Here is a 16386-nt window from a genome sequence, read left to right as displayed (position 1 = left end):
AAAGGCCGGAGCCCTGAACTGGCGGCAAACACTAGGATGAATTTAAGCGAGAAAAGCAGCTGATAAGAAGGCCGCTGAGTGTATACCGTAACAAGGGCACGGCGGTTGTGCCAACTGTTGAGGTTTACTTTTCGGCCGGAGTTGCGTTAGAGGATACCAACTGCGCTTTTCGCTTTCTATGCCTTTTACCGACCGTGTTTCTCTGTTTTCTTTTTTGATGTTGATGGGCTGTGCTCGTCAGCCCTATTTTCAGCCGGACGCGCGCGTAGCCAACCCCACCGGCCGGCGCCCGCTAGGGCCGGATAGTGCCTGGGTTACTGCCGGCCGCCACTATCAGCGGGGCGGGCTGCACAATGCGTTTCTGGGCAAGCACTACCGGCCCGTGTGGGCTACGCAGGTAGCTATGCCCGTGCTGGGTTTGCGCACGGCCGTGCCGGGCACTACCCTGAAGCCAGGAAAAATGGGCGGCGGCTTTCAAACTTCCAGCCTCACGCTGGATGCCGCCAATGGCCGCAGCTACGTACTGCGCACACTGGATAAGGACCCTTTCAAGACCTTACCCAAAGTGATGCGGAAAACGTTTCTCCTCACGCTGGTGCGCGACCAGACCTCGGCTGGCAACCCTTACGCGGCGTTTGTGGTGCCCCCGCTGGCCCAGGCCGCCGGCGTACTGCACACCACCCCGCTTCCTTTTTACGTAGCCGCCTCCGATACCACGCTGGGGCCCTACTCCGAGCGGTTTCAGGGCAAAGTAACTTTACTGGAGGAAAGGCAGGACGGCAAAGAAAACCTGGACCCCAGCTTCGGAAAAGCTACCGATTTAGTAGACTCTGAGGATATGCTGGAAGAGCGCTACGCTGACCCTACGCATCAGATAGATGAAGTACAGTTTGCCCGCGCCCGCCTGTTTGATATTTGGCTGGGTGACTGGGACCGGCACGAGGGCCAGTGGCAATGGGCCGTGTATGAAGAGAATGGCCGCACCCGTTATGAGCCCGTACCCAAAGACCGGGACCAGGTTTTTTATCGTTTCAGTGATGGCCTGCTGCCCTGGCTGGCCAGTCGGCGCTGGGCCATTCGTAAGTTCCGCACGTTTAAGCCGCATTACGAGGACCTGGAGGGGCTGGTAAAAAACGCCCGTTTTATTGATGCCCGCGCCCTGCATGCCGTAACCCGCAGTCAGTTTCAGCAACAGGCGGCTTATCTGCAGCAGCACCTGACCGACTCCGTTATCAGCACCGCCCTGCGCCGCTTCCCGGCCCCGGTATATGCGCTGGAAGGCCCCCGCACGCAGCAGGCCCTGCAGGCACGCCGGGCAGCATTGCCCCAGGCTGCCAATACCTTTTACAAGCTACTGGCCAAGCACGTCACCATTCCCGGCACTGATAAAGATGAGCGGTTTCTGGTGGAACGCCTCTCAGACACCACTACCCGCGTGAGCATGTACCGCATTACGGACAAAGATGATAAGTACCGCGCCGACAGCCTTTGCTACCAGCGCACGTTCCGCACTGATGAAACCCAGCGCCTGACCCTGCATGGCTTGGGTGGCCAGGATGTTTTTGAGCTCAGTGGCGACGTGAACCGCGGCATCCGGGTAGACATATTTGGCGGCCCCAAGCCCGATGTGGTCATTGATAAATCGAGGGTGCGGGGCTGGGGCAAGAAAACCTTCTACTACGACACCAAGCGGGACAATGCGCTGACCAAAGGCCCCAGCACCCGCGACAAAACCACCAAAGGCGTAAAAATGCACGCCTATGACCGGGAGGGTTCCTGAAGAGGTGAGATGGTGAAATAGTGAGATGGTGAGTTTGATGTTTAAGAGGCGCGGTTTGCGCAAATAGAACATCAAACTCACCATCTCACTAATTCACCATCTCCCGCAGCATGTGCAGCACCATGTGCTCGGTGGGCGTGAGTAGGTCGTTTTCCGCGGGGTCGGCATCGTGGCGGCGCAGGTAATCCAGGAGCTTATCGGAGTTAAACAGGTCTATCACCTGCGGATGGATATAGTATTTAGAGCACACGGTGGGCGTATTGCCCAGGTTTTGGGCTACTTCCTTTACGGCGTGTTTTAAGGATTTGGGCTTGGGAAACTCCGGGTGTTCGTTTATTACCGTTTCCAGGCATTCCACCATTTTAACGGTACCGCCCCAGGTGCGGAAGTCCTTGGCGGAGAGGCTCAGGCCGGTTACTTCGCGTAGGTAGTCGTTCACGTCGCCGGATTCTATTTCCACGTGGTTGCCTTCCTTATCATAGTACTGAAACAGGTGTTGGCCGGGAATTTCCTTGCACTTCTGCACCAGGCGGGCCAGCTTTCGGTCCTGAATCAGGACATCGTGGGCTACGCCTTTCTTACCTACAAATTTAAAGCGCACATCGGCGCCCGCCACCTGCACGTGCCGGTCGCGGAGGGTGGTGAGGCCGTAGCTTTTGTTTTTGCGGGCATACTCGCGGCTGCCAATCCGGATGAAGGACTGATCCATGAGCGACAGCACCAGGGCAATAACCTTGCGCTTGTCCAGCTGCGGGCGGGCCAGGTCTTTGTGTAGCTGCTGGCGCAGGTCGGCCAGCTTTTCGCCGAAGGCCTGCAAGCGGCTGAACTTGGTAAAGCTGCGCGCATGGTCCCAGGCCGGATGGTAAATGTACTGTTTCCGGCCCTTGGCATCGCGCCCGGTTACCTGCAGGTGGGCCGTGGCGGTGGGCGCAATCCAGATATCCGTCCAGGCCTGGGGAATTACAAAGCCGTTGATGCGGGCCAGCGTCTTCTCATCCGTAATCTTCTGGCCCCTGGCATCATGGTAAGTGAAATTACCGGCGCGCGTGGTGCGGCGGGTAAGGCCGGGGTGCGTATCGTTGTAATAGCGCAGCCCGGCCAATTCTGCCTGCCGGGCCGGGTTTTTATAGAGTACATGGGCCTCTTCCTCGGCCAGAAGATGCTTTTTTTTGATTTTCAGCCGGGGTTGGGCAGCAGTGGTAGGCATAGAGCAAAGGATAAAACCAGCGCGGGAGAAAAGGAAAGCGCGGCTCCTGCTGTACGCAAACAGCCCTGAAAAGTAACGGCGGGCCGGGTTCCTAAGAGTTGACCAGTGGCATAACCCCGAATTTGATGCTTGAGGCAGATGACTTAGCCACTTTCACTGAGCGCCGTGCTTGCCACTTCAAGGCCTCAAACGCCCGGCATGTAAAATTTAGCAGCCGGAGAATCAGCCCACTGCGCCGCTGCGGGTGGTAAAACCTGGCTTTCGGCAACATGGCACCGCAGCTGGCCGTATCGAAGCCCGTTGTTTCTGGCACCGTTTTTTCATCTGCGCCCCGAACCGACTGATCCTTCCCCTTACCCTATTGTACCATGCTTAAAATATTGCGTACCCCATATTTAATGCTGGCCCTGGCAGCTTCCCTGGGTGCCTCGTCCTGCTCGAAGGATGCCAACGGCGACCGGCTGTTTTTCTCCGTGGAAGACGACAAGGCCCTGGGCGAAAAAGTAGCGCACGAAACCGACTCTACTTATACTGCCAAAGGCCAGCTGCTGCTGCGCACCGATACCAAGAATCAGCGGGCCTATCAGCTGCTGGATGGGGTTGTAAACCGGGTATTGAACTCCGGCGAGCTGACTTACCGGAACGAGTTTCCCTGGGATGTTAAAATCATCAAAGACGATAACATCCAGAATGCCTTTGCTACTCCCGGCGGCCATATTTACGTGTACACCGGCCTGATTAAATTCCTGGATAATGAAAGCCAGCTGGCCGGCGTGCTGGGCCACGAAATTGCCCACGCCGACCGTCGCCACACCTCTAAAGCACTGCAGCAGCAATACGGCATTTCGGTGCTGCTGAGCCTGGTGCTGGGCGAAAACCCCAACCAGCTGGCTGAAATTGCCGCCGGTCTGGGCCAGCTGAAATTCAGCCGCGACTATGAGCGGGAAGCCGACGACTACTCCGTGGTGTACCTGAACAAAACCACCTACGCCTGCGACGGCGCCGCCGGCTTCTTTATTAAGGCGCAAGCTGAGGGCACGGCCAGTCAGCCGGAGTTCCTGAGCACCCACCCCGACCCCGGCAGCCGCATTGAGGCCATTGAAACCAAAGCCGACCAGCTGAACTGCAAAGGCCGCACCGTAGACAACAACAACTTTGAAGAGCTGAAGCGCATACTGTAAGCCTGCCCTCCCCTCTTTTGCCAAACTATAAAAGACTGGCGGACTGCATAGCGCAGGCCGCCAGTCCTTTTTTTGCAACCCCGGGTTTGCTGCTCCGCGTATCTGCTTTATTGTAACCCCTGAATATTCCTGGAATGGCCTCTTTTCTGAACCGTATTGGCAACCTGGCTGAGCATATTGACGATCTGGCCCTGACGGCGCGCATCCGGCTGGGTTTGCTGGACCCATTGCAGCTGGTGCCCTACCGCAGCTACGGCACCCAGGAGCGCCTGTATGTGAAAGGCCGGATGCTGGCTGATAAATCCCTGGCGGAGCCTACCGATACCGATTCCCGGTGGCGCAACCTGGTGAACATGTACCAGCGCTTTGAAAGCACCGAAATACCCGGCGCCCAGCTCAGCGTAGAGCCCGGCGACGGCACCGCCCATACCATAGTTACGGATGATGAAGGGTACTTTTCCTTGAACCTGACACTCAAAAGCCTGCGGGAGCCGGAAAATTATTTGTGGTACCCGGTCGATATTCGTCTGGTAGCGCCGCCAACCCGCATTGCAGCGCCGCCGGGTGGCCTCCGGGCTACGGCCCGGGTGCTCATTCCCCCGCCCGATGCGGAATATGGCATCATCAGCGACCTGGACGACACCGTTATTCAGACCTCCGCTACCGATATTCTGCGCATGGCGCGCATCGTGCTGCTGCGCAATGCCCGCTCACGCATGCCCTTTGAGGGCGTGGCGGAGTTCTACCGGGCGCTGCAGCTGGGACGCAATGGCAAGCGCAACAACCCGTTTTTTTACGTGAGCAGCAGCCCCTGGAATTTATACGATTTACTGGATGACTTTCTGGAGCTTAACGAAATTCCGGCCGGGCCTATTCTGCTGCGCGATATGGCCCTGGCGGGCAAGCAGCCCGGTGAGGCATCCTCCCACCACGGCCATAAACTGAAGGAAATTGATAACCTGCTGCTGACTTACCCCACCCTGCCTTTTGTGCTGGTAGGCGACAGTGGGCAGGAAGACGCCAATATTTACCGCGAGGTGGTACGCCGGCACCCGGGCCGCATTCTGGCCATCTACATCCGGGACGTGCAGCGCCCCGACCGCGCCGCCATTGTGGAAAAAGTATCCGAAGAATTGCGCGGCGACAAGGTGGAAATGCTCCTGGTAAAAGATACCGTGCAGGCCGCCCAACACGCGGCCAGCGCCGGCCTCATCTTCACCGAAACCATAGCTGCCGTGCAGGAAGAGAAAGAAAAAGACCAGGCTACGTCTGAAGATCCTACGGAAGCGCAGGACCAGGGCGGCACCAAACCAGCGCCTACTGTGGAGAAAGGCTAGCTGGAGTGGTCGGCTACCACCACCCAGCGCCCATGTATGCGGCGCATCACCAGTAGGAAATGGCCTTCCAGGTCGCCGAGGCTGGGGCGCGCTAAATGCCACTTGCCGATTACGTGGGCTGCGGTGCTGCTCAGGGGCTGAATATGCAGGTTGCTGAACGTCAGCTGGCCCATGGCCGCGGCATCGGGGTAGCTGCGGCGGTAGTTATCCAGGGTGGGCTGCCAGCCGTACGTAAGGCCTTTTTTGCCGATGAACACCAGAGAATCAGACTGCCAGTAGCCCTGCATAAAGCCCGCTACGTCGCCCCGGTTCCAGGCGGCGGTTTGGGTGCTGAGCACTTTCGCAATATCCTGCCGCATGGCCGCCGGGCGGCTGGTAATGCAGGCGGAGACCAGGCTGAGCAGCAAGGCAAAAAGCAGTACACGATTCTTCATAGAAGCAGACGTAGGGGGTTATCTATTCGGTACCGAAATCTACGGCACTTCTCCACTTTCTCCGGAGTGAAAGTTTTGGTCATAGCAATGCCGGGTGCGATTAATCTTCCAGCACCGGCTGCACAAAGCGTGTCCCGCCCAGCCGGCTCATATTGCGCATCACCCGGTATTGCTTGGCGCGGGCCGCCGGGCCGGGGTTGCTGGCCCTAAAGCGTAAGGGATTCGGCAGAATACCCGCCAGTAGCGCCGCCTCGGCCTTATTCAGCTGGGCTGCCGATTTGTGAAAGTAGCGCTGCGCAGCGGCTTCAACCCCAAAAGTACAGTCGCCCATTTCGGCCACGTTCAGGTACATTTCCAGAATGCGGCGCTTGCTCCACAGCACCTCAATCAGCACCGTGAAATAGGCTTCGGCGCCTTTACGCAGGTAGCTGCGCCCATTCCATAGAAACACATTCTTGGCTACCTGCTGCGTAATGGTGCTGCCGCCTACCAGACGCTTGCCGTTGCCCATATTGCGCTTGGCGGCTTTGGTAATGGCATCCATATCAAACCCATGATGCTGCAGGAAACGCTGGTCCTCGGCGGCCACCATGGCCAGCGGCACCTGCGGCGACACTTCCTCCATGGAAACAAACGAGTAGCGAATTTTCCGATCCTCTACCAGGCCCTGGTAGTTACCGGCGGGGCGGTGGGCCCGGCGCTCCAGCATAAGCCAGGTGGCCGGAGGCGCTACCCAGCGGTACAGCAGCACCCACACCACCGTGGTCAGCAAGATGGAGGCGGCTACCTGCAGGCCAATACGCAGGGCCTGCCGCCATTTTTTTGAAAACTCAGTCAAGGTCCGTCGGTTTACTATTCTCCGGCACGCAAAGTACGCCAGCGGCGAAATTAGCGCATTTACCGGACCCGCTGCTGGTTTACATACATTTCGCTTGTTCTTCTTTGCCGCCTTCCTATGCCTCGTTTGCTTCCTCTTTTTCCGCTGAACCTCGTCGTTTTCCCCGGCGAAAAGCTTAACCTCCATATTTTCGAGCCCCGGTACCGGGAGCTGGTGCACGACTGCCTGCAGGAGAACATCACCTTTGGTATTCCGCCTTTCCTGGACAACCAGGTACAGGAGCTAGGTACCGAAATGCGCCTGCTGGACGTGGAAAAAGTGTATCTGAATGGCGAAATGGATATCCGCACCCAGGCGCTGGGGCTATTCCGGGTGCGGGAGTTTTACCGCCAGGCCCCGGGCAAGCTCTACGCCGCCGGTAAAGTGGAGGACCTGCTAGATGACCCCACCCCCGACGAGTTCCTGAAAACGCGAATTACCGCCCATATAAAACAGCTGTACCACGCCCTGGGCCTGCACCGCATGTTCTTGGATTTGCCCGGTGGGTACCGCACCTATGATATTGGGCACCATGTAGGCTTTAGCACGGAGCAGGAGTACCAGCTGCTGAGCTCTACCAGTGAGCAGGAGCGGCAGGAGTTGCTGCTGGAACACCTGGAGCAGATTGTACCCGTGGTGCTGGAAACCGAGCGGCTGAAGGAGCGCGTCAAGCTCAATGGCCATTTCAAAAACCTGACGCCGCCTAATTTCTAATCAGCGCCAGCCCATACTGGCCGTATCGCGGGCCGACTGCGTATAGCCTTTGTACTCACTTCGTTTATCTGTGCAATCAGTTGCTGCTTATGTATTGCTGGCCGTCGTCACGCTGTTGCTGGTCTGGCTGATGCTGCGCTTCCGCCAGGAGCGCCGGTTCCGGCGTCGGCCTTTTGTAAGCCCGCTTTTCCGCGCCTGGCAGCAGCATATACCTCCTACTGAAGAGCCGGTATACCGGGTAGCGCTGGTAGGTGATATGGGCGCCGTAGCCACCGATGGCACCGACCCGGTGTTGCGCCTGCTGCAGAGCTGGGTGCATACGGCCGGCCCGGCCAGCGCGGTAGTGGTGCTGGGCGACAATGTGTACCCCACCGGCATTCCGCCCCAGCACACGCCCGCCCGGCCCGCCGCTGAGCGACGCCTGACCAGCCAGCTGGAGGTTTTTAAGGGATACGGCGGCCAGATTGTGTACCTCAGTGGCAACCACGACTGGAACAAAGGCCGCCCCAATGGCTATGAATATCTGCTCCGGCAGGAAGAATTGATAGCCGAATGGCTGCCCCAGGCCCAATATCTGCCCCCACGGGGCTGCCAGGGGCCGGTTACCCTACAGCTGGCGCCGCACCTGCTTCTGGTAGTATTAAACACCCAGTGGTGGGTGCAGCATGGCCGCCGCCCCGAGGGCGCGCAGGATGGCTGCCCTACCGATGAGCGTACGCCCTTCCAGCAGCTGCTGCATATTCTGCGGGAAAATCAGCACCAGCGCATTATTGTGGCCGGGCATCATCCTTTGTATTCTAATGCCCAGCACGGCGGCAATTTCACTACCCGCCAGCACATGTTTCCGCTGACGGCGCTGCACAAGAAAGCCTATATTCCCCTACCCATTCTGGGCTCTCTCTTCCCCCTCTACCGCTCCCTCATTGGTGCCGAGGAAGATATGGCGCACCCCCGCTACCGCCACATGCGGCGGCGCTTGCTGCGCGTACTGCGCCAGTTTCCTAACCTGGTGTATGCCGCCGGCCACGACCACAACCTGCAGTATTTTCAGCGCTACGGCAGCCATTATCTGGTAAGTGGCGCGGGCAGTAAAACCGCTTTCGTTCAGCCCGGGGGCCAGGCTGCCTTTACACACGAGCACAAAGGTTTTTTTGCGTTGGAGTACTATCAAAATGGTGAGGTATGGCTACGCACGCTGGAGCCCGGCGCGGCCACCGATAACAGGGCAGAAAAGCCGGAACCGTTCCGCTGGCAGCTTCTGGCCGCCGGGTCGTTGCCTATATATGCTCCGCCGGCACAGGCGTCAGTACACGCAGGCTCCGCGGAATAATTTCAATTTCGATGGGAGTAGGCAGGCTCATGGCCTCCCCGTCTATCTGCACCAGGGCTTCCGTCTGGCCGGGCAGCCACACCCGGGCCCGGCGGCAGCTCAGGCGGCGGGTATACACTGAAGCATCAAAGCTGTCGGTGTACAGCCGGTAGAGAATACCGGGGGCGGCGGCGGCCGGAAAAGGCTCAATTACACAGATTTCGAACTGCCCATCGTCCATGCGGCGGTCGGGGTTGATGACCACATTGCTACCGAACGTATTGGCATTGGCTACCGTCAGCATAAAAGCCTTGCCTGCAAAAGATTCCTGGTCGGTTTCAATAACAAACTCCGCTGGCTCATAGCTCAGGTACTCCTGCATGGCAATGCGCACATAAGCACCCGGGCCGCGGGTGTCGCCGCTGGAAAAGCGCTCCACTACCAGCGCGTTAAACCCTAAATCAGCCAAGTGCGCGGAGAAGTGCCCGCCAACCCGCAGCGTATCTATCACCCGCACCTCATGCGCCCAGATAAGGCGCAGGGCCAGCTCGGGGTCCTGCGGAATCTGCAGGTCTTTGGAAAGGCCGTTTCCGGAACCCAGGGGCAGTATCCCCAATGGGGTATCCGTACCGGTCAGGGCTTCGGCTACCAGGCTGACGGTACCATCGCCGCCGGCGGCAAATACGGCTCCGGGCTTTTGCTGCTGCAGGTGCCGGCGAAGTTCCGCCAGGTCGTTCTGACCACGGGTATGGAAGAAGCTGGCTTCGCGGCCATGCGCCGTGCAGTAAGCAGTAATTTTCTGCTCCAGTCCCTCCTTTTCAATATCCCCGGAAATGGGATTGAGCACAAACAGCACGGACTTAAATAGCACGGGAAATCAACTAAAAAGGTAACGTAAGAAAAGGTAATAAGGGCCGCTGATACCCGCAAACCAAAACGGCCAACCCGGAAGGTCGGCCGCTGGTGTTTGCGGGGTGTTGTTAGGGCTTCAGGCCAGCGGGCACGCCGCTGGGGAAGTGCTCCTGAATTTCCTGCTGAATTTCCTGCTCCCGGTTGCCGGGGTTAGGGTGGGTTTGCATGAACTCGGGGCCGCTGCCGCCGCCGGCCTGCTCCAGCACCTGCATTACCTGCAGCATGGCGCGGGGGTCGTAGCCGGCATCACTCACGTAATCTACACCTACCCGGTCGGCTTCCAGTTCATCTTCCCGGCTAAAGCGTAGAGAAACTACCTTGGCAATAGCGGCGGCAATGGCCGCATTGGCTATGGAGCCGCCGGGGCGGTCGGGGTCGTAGGCGGCAATGCCGGCGGCCCCAGCCAGGCCCTGCGTAAGCTGCGATTTGGCCAGCTGCTCCGCCGAGTGGCGCTGAATCACGTGGCCTACTTCGTGGGCCAATACACCGGCCACCTGTCCTTCCGATTTCAGGTTTTTCAGCAGACCCGCCGTCAGGAAAACCTGCCCGCCGGGCAGTGCAAAGGCATTAATGGTTTGCTCATCGGCCAGCAGGTAAAAGTTGAACTTGTAGGGCGAGCGGGAAGCCGGCGAACCTTGCACTATAGCCTGCCCAATGCGGCTGACGGCTTCCTGGGCCTGCTTATCCGGGTGCAGGCCGCCGTATTGCTGCGCCATTTCCGGGGCGGCTTTCAGGCCGAGGGCAATTTCATCCTCGGTACTCATATTCACGTGTTGCTCCTCCCCGGTTACGGGGTTGGTTTGCCGGTTGCAGTAGTAGGTGATAAATGAGAACCCCGCAAGAACCAGGGCTATCAGATATCGAAGGTTTCCTCTCATGATTTTGTGGTGGTGAGTGGCAAAAAAAGGTTGACTCCGCACAGCGCTAAAGTGCGGTTATGCCCAGTGTAACGAGAAGCCTGCAACAGGGTTGCCGGGGCTGTAGCGCATTTTCAGGGCAGCCAGACAGCCAAAATTTCAGCATTATCGTATCAGGCTTACCCTAAGGCCGGATACCCTCCGGCCCATCCTCTCTCCTTCTTTCACAAAACACGAAGCAGCATATGAACCAGAAACGCACCTTTGGCGCTATTCTCACAATTCTGGGAATTGTGGGCATTATTTATGGCGCGCTGGGTTTCCTGCAAATTGCCGGAGTAGCCCTTGGTAAGCTTAACTCTATTGTTCCCTTTGTCATTGGCCTGATTTTCTTCTTTGCCGGTATTAATCTGGTGAAAGCCACCGGAGACCGAGCATAGCCGGGCTGCCAGGCTAAATCAGCATCCATCAAAAAAGCCCCTGACACTGTGTCAGGGGCTTTTTTGATGGATGCTGATATTACTGATTAACTGCCGGTTGCCAGGCCACGCTGCTGCGCGTAAAAGGAAAGGGCAGAATCTATGGTGAGCCAGTTGGAGCTATACTCTACCTGCTCCGGCGCATGGGCGTAGATAACCGTACCCCGCTTGATATCCTGAATAATAGCCGAGGACTGGTTGGCCGGCAAGGCCGGGCATCCCTGGCTGCGGCCCAGGCGGCCGTGCTGCCGCACAAACTGCTCGCTTACATAGTCGGCGCCGTGCACTACTACTGCCCGCTCCGTTACGTTGGAATTGTAGGCGGCATCCATGCCGCGCAACTTGAGGGAAAGGCCGTGCTTGCCGGTGTAGGTAGGGCCCGTAAGAAAAAAACCCACGCTGCTCATCTCCGAGCCTGGCCGGTTGGAGAAGGTGCGGGCCATGTTTTCGCCGGTATTCTTGCCGTGCGCTACCAAGGTATGGTGTAGCAGGCGGTTGTGCTCCAGGTCAATTACCCACAGGCGCTTTTGCGAGCTGGGGCGGCTGAAATCAATTATTGTTAGTACCGGCCGGATGGGAGAAGCCGGGTTGCGCTGCCGCAAATTGTAGTATCCCAATAATGCTTTGCGGTATACTGCGGGCTGCAGACCAGTAACAGTTAAGCCTGCGGCAGCATAGCTGCGCACCATATCCTCCTCAAAAGCGGCCAGATACAGCATACGCCGGGCGTCGCTCAGGTCGCCTTTGTTGCCCCGGGAGGGCTTGTAAAAGGCTGTTTCCGTAGCCGTAACCGATACGGAAGTAGACAGCGAAAGCAGCGAGAAAAACAGGCTGGCGAAGACAGTGGGCATGGAGCGCATAAACGGCAGAGCTTCGGAAGTCAGGGTTAGAACGGAGCGCAGGGAATACAAAAATAGTATTTTAGCGCCGCATGGCTCCCCAACGTCGGGGAAACTGTTCTTGGTTCCCTATGGCCTATCGGTTCGTTTTTGCTTTTGTGATGCTAAGCACCTTTCTGCTGAGCGGGTGCGGACACGGAATTTCGACTATTGCCGGTTTTGACGCGGCAGCCTGGCGCCAGGATGCTTTTGCCTGCCAGGACCAGCGGCGCGCCCAATTGGCGGCGCTGGATAAAGGACGGGATGAGCTCTATGGAGCCCGCACGGCCGCCGTAGAGCAGCTCCTGGGCCGGCCCGACCGACTGGAGCTTTCCACTCAAACGGAGAAAGTATACTTTTATTATGTGCAGCCGGGGGCGCAATGTGCCCCCAACCGCCCCACCGGAAACGGTGCGCAGGTTATGTTGCGTTTTGACCCCCTGGGCCGGGTTTCTGAGGTCATTATTCCCACGGCTGCTGTTCAGTAAACCAGCCTGGTTATGCATAAAAAAAGGCGGCTCCAATAGGGAGCCGCCTTTTTTGTTTTTAGCCGAGGCCATTCTCGTGAGGGTCAGTTTCGGGCTCGGCGGGTTGTTGTACCTGAATGAACTGGTCCAGCTGGGCCGGCGTGAGAATACGGCGGCACTGCTGCTCATAGTAGAGGTCCAGCTCCGATAAACGGGCCCGCTGCTGCGCGGGGTCATCCTGATAAAGCCACAGAATCTCATCCTGCCGGGCCAGGCGCGTTTGGTTAATCACGCGCAAACGCTCATACTGAGTGTCGTTCAGCTGGAGAGTGCGGCTCATGTCCCGGGTCAGAATAATGGCACGCAGGTGCAGCATGCGGTTATTGGCCGGGGTGGGCAGCTCCGCGAGCCGGTCGCTGGATTGAGCCGAAACCTGACCGGTGGCGCTCCAGATCAGCACCAGGAAACTCAAAAGGGATTTCATAACGGTGGTAGAAAGAGCGGAAAGAATTGGATGCAAAAGGTGTTTAGTAAAGCGGCTAGCGGGCAGATTAGTTCCGAAACTCAGCCTTAACCCGACAACTAAAAATATAAACAAAATATAAAATAAACAAATTTAAATCATATTAATTTTTACGACTGTTTAGGCGGGAAAAGCACGAAAAAAGCCGCTTCCCGGTAGGAAGCGGCTTTGAAATCAAACTTTTGAACCCTTATTCCACGCCTTCCATGGGCATGTGGTCGGGGCTCTTGAAATACTGCATGGCAATCAGGGAGATGATAACCCCTGACATGGCACCCTGCAGGATAATAGCCAGGAAAGCTATGGTCACCGACAAATCAAAGCCGAACAGGTCGCTGGCCCGCAGCTGATCCATGAGGCCTGGGTTGATGATGACGTAGATGATAAAGCAAAACCCAAAAGCCACGGACGCCACAATGGCTGTGAGAATGCCCGTTCCAAATCCCTGCAGATAGGCAATACGCCCATCACGCGCCCGTTTAAAGCGCGCAATAGCGGCACAGATGCCCACGGCCATTATCAGCGCGTTCAGGTAGCTTAGCTCAATCCGGTCGGCATACCCCAGCAAGGTGGCTATGAGGAAGTAAACCAGCATGGCCGCAGCCGTGTACAGGCCATATCGAATTCCATTGTTTTCCGGTGTAATCCGAACGTCGCTCATAACAGGGAAGTGTAAACGGATGGAAGGGTCAAGAAAACGCGCCTGCCACCGATACCTCACCTATTCCGGGCAACAGCGCGTTGGCAATAAAGGCTTTTTACTATACTACTTTCACTGTGTGGTTGTTGTGTTAGCGCCCTAGAATTTTCCGCGGTTGCGGCCTGCCCCCCGCCTGATAGCAAACACTTGACACTGAGGGAGCCAAAAAACAGAAAGCAGTGTTTCTTAGCACCTGAAGCTGGGCTGGTTAGCTCAGCAGCGGGCATTTTTTCGTACCTTTGCGGGCCGTTAAGCGCCACCAGGCTCACCGGACCATTTTTCTGCTTTTAGTCTTTCCCATTATATGATCAGTACCACGAATGTGAGCTTGCGCTATGGAAAGCGCGTATTGTTTGAAGATGTAACCATCAAATTCATGCCCGGCAACGTGTATGGCCTCATTGGGGCTAACGGCGCGGGTAAGTCTACCTTTCTGAAGATTCTTTCCGGCGAAATTGAGCCTAACACCGGCTCCGTGGACATGCCGAAGGGCGCGCGTTTGTCGGTACTGAAGCAGAACCAGTTTGCCTACGATGCCTTCCCCGTACTCCAGACCGTGATTATGGGCCACACGCGCCTATGGAAGGTAATGGAGGAGAAAGACGCCCTCTACGCCAAAGCCGACTTCTCCGACGCCGACGGCGAGCGGGCTGCCGTGCTGGAAGGCGAGTTTGCTGACCTGGAAGGCTGGAATGCCGAGTACGAAGCGGCCGAACTGCTGTCCGGCCTGGGCATTGGCGAAGACAAGCACCACACCTTAATGAGCGACCTGGGCACCTCCGATAAGGTGCGCGTGCTGTTGGCCCAGGCCCTGTTCGGCAACCCCGACGTGCTGCTGCTGGACGAACCCACCAACGGCCTGGACGCCGAAACGGTGCTCTGGCTGGAGAACTTCCTGGACTCGTTCCAGAACACGGTAATTGTGGTCAGCCACGACCGCCACTTCCTGGATGCCGTGTGTAACTACATGGCCGACCTGGACTTCTCGAAAATCACGATGTACCCCGGCAACTACTCGTTCTGGTACGAGTCGTCGCAGCTGGCTTTGCGTCAGCGCCAGGACATCAATAAAAAGACCGAAGACAAGCGCAAGGAACTGGAAGAATTTGTGCGCCGGTTCTCGGCCAACGCTTCCAAGTCCAAGCAGGCTACTTCGCGCCAGAAATTGCTGCAGAAGCTTACGCTGGAGGAAATCAAGCCTTCGTCGCGCAAGTACCCTTACATAGCCTTCAAGCCTGAGCGCGAAGCCGGCAACCAGCTGCTCACGGTGGAAAACCTGAGCGCCTCGGTAGACGGACAAACGATTTTCCGCAACGTGTCTTTCTCCCTCGATAAGAAAGACAAAGTGGCCATCATCAGCCGCGACGACCGGGCTGCATCCCTCCTGTTCGACATCCTGTTTGAGCAGACCCAGCCCAAAACCGGCACTTTTAAGTGGGGCACCACCATCACGCCCAGCTATTTCCCCAAGGAAAACGAAAAGTTTTTCGATACCGACCTGAACCTGGTGGACTGGCTGCGCCAGTATAGCGTGGAGAAGGACGAATCCTTTATCCGGGGCTTCCTGGGTCGCATGCTATTCTCGGGGGAAGAGTCTCAGAAGAAATCCAATGTGCTGAGCGGTGGCGAGAAAGTGCGCTGCATGCTGTCCAAAATGATGATGGAAGGCGGCAACGTGCTGGTAATGGACGACCCCACGAACCACCTGGACCTGGAAAGCATCACGGCCCTGAACAACTCCCTTCAGGAGTTTAATGGCTCGCTGATCTTTGCCTCGCACGACTTACAGGTGGTGGAAACCGTAGCTAATCGTATTATTGAGTTGACGCCGGATGGCATCATCGACCGCCGCATGCATTATGAAGAGTACCTGGCCGATGAAAACATAAAGGTGCAGCGTCAGCGCATGTATCAACTCGTATCCTAAGCCCGTTATCCGGTTATGAAACATCTTCTGCTTACGGCTTTGTGCAGCGGCTTTGTGCTGCTGGCGGCGCCCACCGTTCAGGCGCAGCGTACGGATAGCACCCGTACGGTAAAGCCCCAGTTGAATACGGCCCCGCCGGCGGCTCCTGTGCAAGTGCCACAACCGCAGCCTCAACAGCCGCAGCCCCAGCAGCAGGTGCCCGTACCAGCTCCCACAGAGCAATTTCCCCAGCCCAGCAAGGACAGTCCATCCGGATTGGAATTGCCGCCCCAGCCCAAGCAAGCCGAGGCGCCCAAGAGCAAATACTTCCTGTACTCTAACTTTGGTTTAGGCTTCAGCAGCAACCCCTACGAGGGTAGCCAGTTCAGCCTGAGCCTGGCGCCGGCCATTGGCTACCGGGTAACGGAGCGGTTGGCCGTGGGTCCCGGCCTCAGCTACAGCTTCAATAACTACTCGTTTCCGGATTATGCGGTGCGCCAGTACGGCTACCCCAACAGTGTGCAGCTGCATAATATTGGCGTGAAAGGCTTTGCGCAGTTCATCGTGTTCCGGGAGTTTTTCCTGCACGGTGAGTATGAAGTAACCCGGGCCGAGCAGCTCTACCAGGATAATATGACCGGGCAGCTGTACACCGGCAAAAAGACGATAACCACGCCCCTGCTGGGCGCCGGCTACCGCCAGCAGTTCGGCAACCGGGCCGCCGGCGACATTACGGTGCTTTATAACTTCAATGATGGGCTGGATGATATCTATGGCCAGCCCGTTATTCGTTTCAGCTTCCTGTTTGATCTGAGATAAGCAGAC

Annotated in this window: 17 protein-coding genes; 9 read left to right on the top strand and 8 right to left on the bottom strand. The window is 57.3% G+C overall.

Annotated features, from left to right (window positions below):
* Window positions 1–178: 178 nt before the first annotated feature.
* Complete coding sequence (locus tag PK28_RS09850) at window positions 179–1780, top strand: hypothetical protein (protein WP_044513565.1); 1602 nt, start codon at window positions 179–181, stop codon at window positions 1778–1780.
* A gap of 88 nt (window positions 1781–1868) precedes the next feature.
* Here PK28_RS09850 and PK28_RS09845 read toward each other — a convergent pair whose 3' ends face one another.
* Entirely contained in the window at window positions 1869–2987 is a 1119-nt protein-coding gene (locus tag PK28_RS09845) for a DNA topoisomerase IB (protein ID WP_048825841.1), read from the bottom strand.
* A gap of 368 nt (window positions 2988–3355) precedes the next feature.
* Between PK28_RS09845 and PK28_RS09840 the strand changes: the two genes are divergently transcribed.
* The gene (locus PK28_RS09840) at window positions 3356–4168 is read left to right on the top strand and encodes a M48 family metalloprotease (RefSeq protein ID WP_044513564.1); all 813 of its coding nucleotides are present in this window, start codon (window positions 3356–3358) and stop codon (window positions 4166–4168) included.
* A 134-nt stretch (window positions 4169–4302) separates the two neighbouring features.
* A complete protein-coding gene (locus PK28_RS09835) occupies window positions 4303–5505 on the top strand; it encodes an App1 family protein phosphatidate phosphatase (protein WP_044513563.1) in 1203 nt (400 codons plus the stop codon).
* Here the strand turns inward: PK28_RS09835 and PK28_RS09830 are convergent.
* Complete coding sequence (locus tag PK28_RS09830; RefSeq protein ID WP_044513562.1) at window positions 5502–5939, bottom strand: YybH family protein; 438 nt, start codon at window positions 5937–5939, stop codon at window positions 5502–5504. The genes PK28_RS09835 and PK28_RS09830 overlap by 4 nt on opposite strands.
* Window positions 5940–6039: 100 nt before the next feature.
* On the bottom strand, window positions 6040–6777 hold the full coding sequence (gene mtgA / locus PK28_RS09825) for a monofunctional biosynthetic peptidoglycan transglycosylase (protein ID WP_231576130.1): 738 nt from the start codon (window positions 6775–6777) through the stop codon (window positions 6040–6042).
* Window positions 6778–6894: 117 nt separating this feature from the next.
* On the opposite strand from mtgA, the gene PK28_RS09820 reads away from it, so the two are divergent.
* Together PK28_RS09820 and PK28_RS09815 are read left to right on the top strand one after the other, a co-directional pair.
* Window positions 6895–7530: an LON peptidase substrate-binding domain-containing protein gene (locus tag PK28_RS09820; RefSeq protein ID WP_044513561.1), complete on the top strand. Its 636-nt coding sequence runs from the start codon at window positions 6895–6897 to the stop codon at window positions 7528–7530.
* 70 nt (window positions 7531–7600) lie between these two features.
* Entirely contained in the window at window positions 7601–8860 is a 1260-nt protein-coding gene (locus PK28_RS09815) for a metallophosphoesterase (protein ID WP_044513560.1), read from the top strand.
* On the opposite strand, the gene PK28_RS09810 is transcribed toward PK28_RS09815, so the two are convergent.
* Both PK28_RS09810 and PK28_RS09805 read right to left on the bottom strand, forming a co-directional pair.
* A complete protein-coding gene (locus PK28_RS09810; RefSeq protein WP_044513559.1) occupies window positions 8808–9710 on the bottom strand; it encodes a diacylglycerol/lipid kinase family protein in 903 nt (300 codons plus the stop codon). The two genes, PK28_RS09815 and PK28_RS09810, sit on opposite strands and share 53 nt — an antisense overlap.
* A gap of 109 nt (window positions 9711–9819) precedes the next feature.
* Entirely contained in the window at window positions 9820–10629 is an 810-nt protein-coding gene (locus tag PK28_RS09805; RefSeq protein WP_044513558.1) for a M48 family metalloprotease, read from the bottom strand.
* Between the two features lie 224 nt (window positions 10630–10853).
* Between PK28_RS09805 and PK28_RS09800 the strand changes: the two genes are divergently transcribed.
* On the top strand, window positions 10854–11048 hold the full coding sequence (locus PK28_RS09800) for a hypothetical protein (RefSeq protein WP_044513557.1): 195 nt from the start codon (window positions 10854–10856) through the stop codon (window positions 11046–11048).
* Between the two features lie 86 nt (window positions 11049–11134).
* Here the strand turns inward: PK28_RS09800 and PK28_RS09795 are convergent, their stop codons facing one another.
* The gene (locus PK28_RS09795; protein ID WP_048826367.1) at window positions 11135–11938 is read right to left on the bottom strand and encodes a murein L,D-transpeptidase catalytic domain family protein; all 804 of its coding nucleotides are present in this window, start codon (window positions 11936–11938) and stop codon (window positions 11135–11137) included.
* A 119-nt stretch (window positions 11939–12057) separates the two neighbouring features.
* On the opposite strand from PK28_RS09795, the gene PK28_RS09790 reads away from it, so the two are divergent.
* On the top strand, window positions 12058–12453 hold the full coding sequence (locus tag PK28_RS09790) for a hypothetical protein (protein WP_044513556.1): 396 nt from the start codon (window positions 12058–12060) through the stop codon (window positions 12451–12453).
* Between the two features lie 58 nt (window positions 12454–12511).
* Here the strand turns inward: PK28_RS09790 and PK28_RS09785 are convergent, their stop codons facing one another.
* Both PK28_RS09785 and PK28_RS09780 read right to left on the bottom strand, forming a co-directional pair.
* On the bottom strand, window positions 12512–12916 hold the full coding sequence (locus PK28_RS09785) for a hypothetical protein (RefSeq protein ID WP_044513555.1): 405 nt from the start codon (window positions 12914–12916) through the stop codon (window positions 12512–12514).
* Window positions 12917–13145: 229 nt separating this feature from the next.
* Window positions 13146–13616, bottom strand: coding sequence for a DUF4199 domain-containing protein (locus PK28_RS09780; protein WP_082017057.1), 471 nt, complete (start codon window positions 13614–13616; stop codon window positions 13146–13148).
* Between the two features lie 343 nt (window positions 13617–13959).
* On the opposite strand from PK28_RS09780, the gene PK28_RS09775 reads away from it, so the two are divergent.
* Together PK28_RS09775 and PK28_RS09770 are read left to right on the top strand one after the other, a co-directional pair.
* On the top strand, window positions 13960–15582 hold the full coding sequence (locus tag PK28_RS09775; protein ID WP_044513553.1) for an ABC-F family ATP-binding cassette domain-containing protein: 1623 nt from the start codon (window positions 13960–13962) through the stop codon (window positions 15580–15582).
* Window positions 15583–15597: 15 nt separating this feature from the next.
* The gene (locus PK28_RS09770; protein ID WP_156126333.1) at window positions 15598–16380 is read left to right on the top strand and encodes a hypothetical protein; all 783 of its coding nucleotides are present in this window, start codon (window positions 15598–15600) and stop codon (window positions 16378–16380) included.
* Window positions 16381–16386 lie beyond the last annotated feature (6 nt).

This window comes from Hymenobacter sp. DG25B (assembly GCF_000801315.1).
Taxonomy (GTDB): domain Bacteria; phylum Bacteroidota; class Bacteroidia; order Cytophagales; family Hymenobacteraceae; genus Hymenobacter.
Note: the sequence above shows the minus strand (reverse complement) of the source record. Positions and strands in the feature narration are given on the sequence as shown.

Bases quoted from the DNA above. Each gene is read 5' to 3' on its own strand.
- PK28_RS09850 (WP_044513565.1), top strand. From the start codon at position 179: ATGCCTTTTACCGACCGTGTTTCTCTGTTTTCTTTTTTGATGTTGATG.
- PK28_RS09845 (WP_048825841.1), bottom strand. From the start codon at position 2,987: ATGCCTACCACTGCTGCCCAACCCCGGCTGAAAATCAAAAAAAAGCAT.
- PK28_RS09840 (WP_044513564.1), top strand. From the start codon at position 3,356: ATGCTTAAAATATTGCGTACCCCATATTTAATGCTGGCCCTGGCAGCT.
- PK28_RS09835 (WP_044513563.1), top strand. From the start codon at position 4,303: ATGGCCTCTTTTCTGAACCGTATTGGCAACCTGGCTGAGCATATTGAC.
- PK28_RS09830 (WP_044513562.1), bottom strand. From the start codon at position 5,939: ATGAAGAATCGTGTACTGCTTTTTGCCTTGCTGCTCAGCCTGGTCTCC.
- PK28_RS09820 (WP_044513561.1), top strand. From the start codon at position 6,895: ATGCCTCGTTTGCTTCCTCTTTTTCCGCTGAACCTCGTCGTTTTCCCC.
- PK28_RS09805 (WP_044513558.1), bottom strand. From the start codon at position 10,629: ATGAGAGGAAACCTTCGATATCTGATAGCCCTGGTTCTTGCGGGGTTC.
- PK28_RS09800 (WP_044513557.1), top strand. From the start codon at position 10,854: ATGAACCAGAAACGCACCTTTGGCGCTATTCTCACAATTCTGGGAATT.
- PK28_RS09795 (WP_048826367.1), bottom strand. From the start codon at position 11,938: ATGCCCACTGTCTTCGCCAGCCTGTTTTTCTCGCTGCTTTCGCTGTCT.
- PK28_RS09790 (WP_044513556.1), top strand. From the start codon at position 12,058: ATGGCCTATCGGTTCGTTTTTGCTTTTGTGATGCTAAGCACCTTTCTG.
- PK28_RS09785 (WP_044513555.1), bottom strand. From the start codon at position 12,916: ATGAAATCCCTTTTGAGTTTCCTGGTGCTGATCTGGAGCGCCACCGGT.
- PK28_RS09780 (WP_082017057.1), bottom strand. From the start codon at position 13,616: ATGAGCGACGTTCGGATTACACCGGAAAACAATGGAATTCGATATGGC.
- PK28_RS09775 (WP_044513553.1), top strand. From the start codon at position 13,960: ATGATCAGTACCACGAATGTGAGCTTGCGCTATGGAAAGCGCGTATTG.
- PK28_RS09770 (WP_156126333.1), top strand. From the start codon at position 15,598: ATGAAACATCTTCTGCTTACGGCTTTGTGCAGCGGCTTTGTGCTGCTG.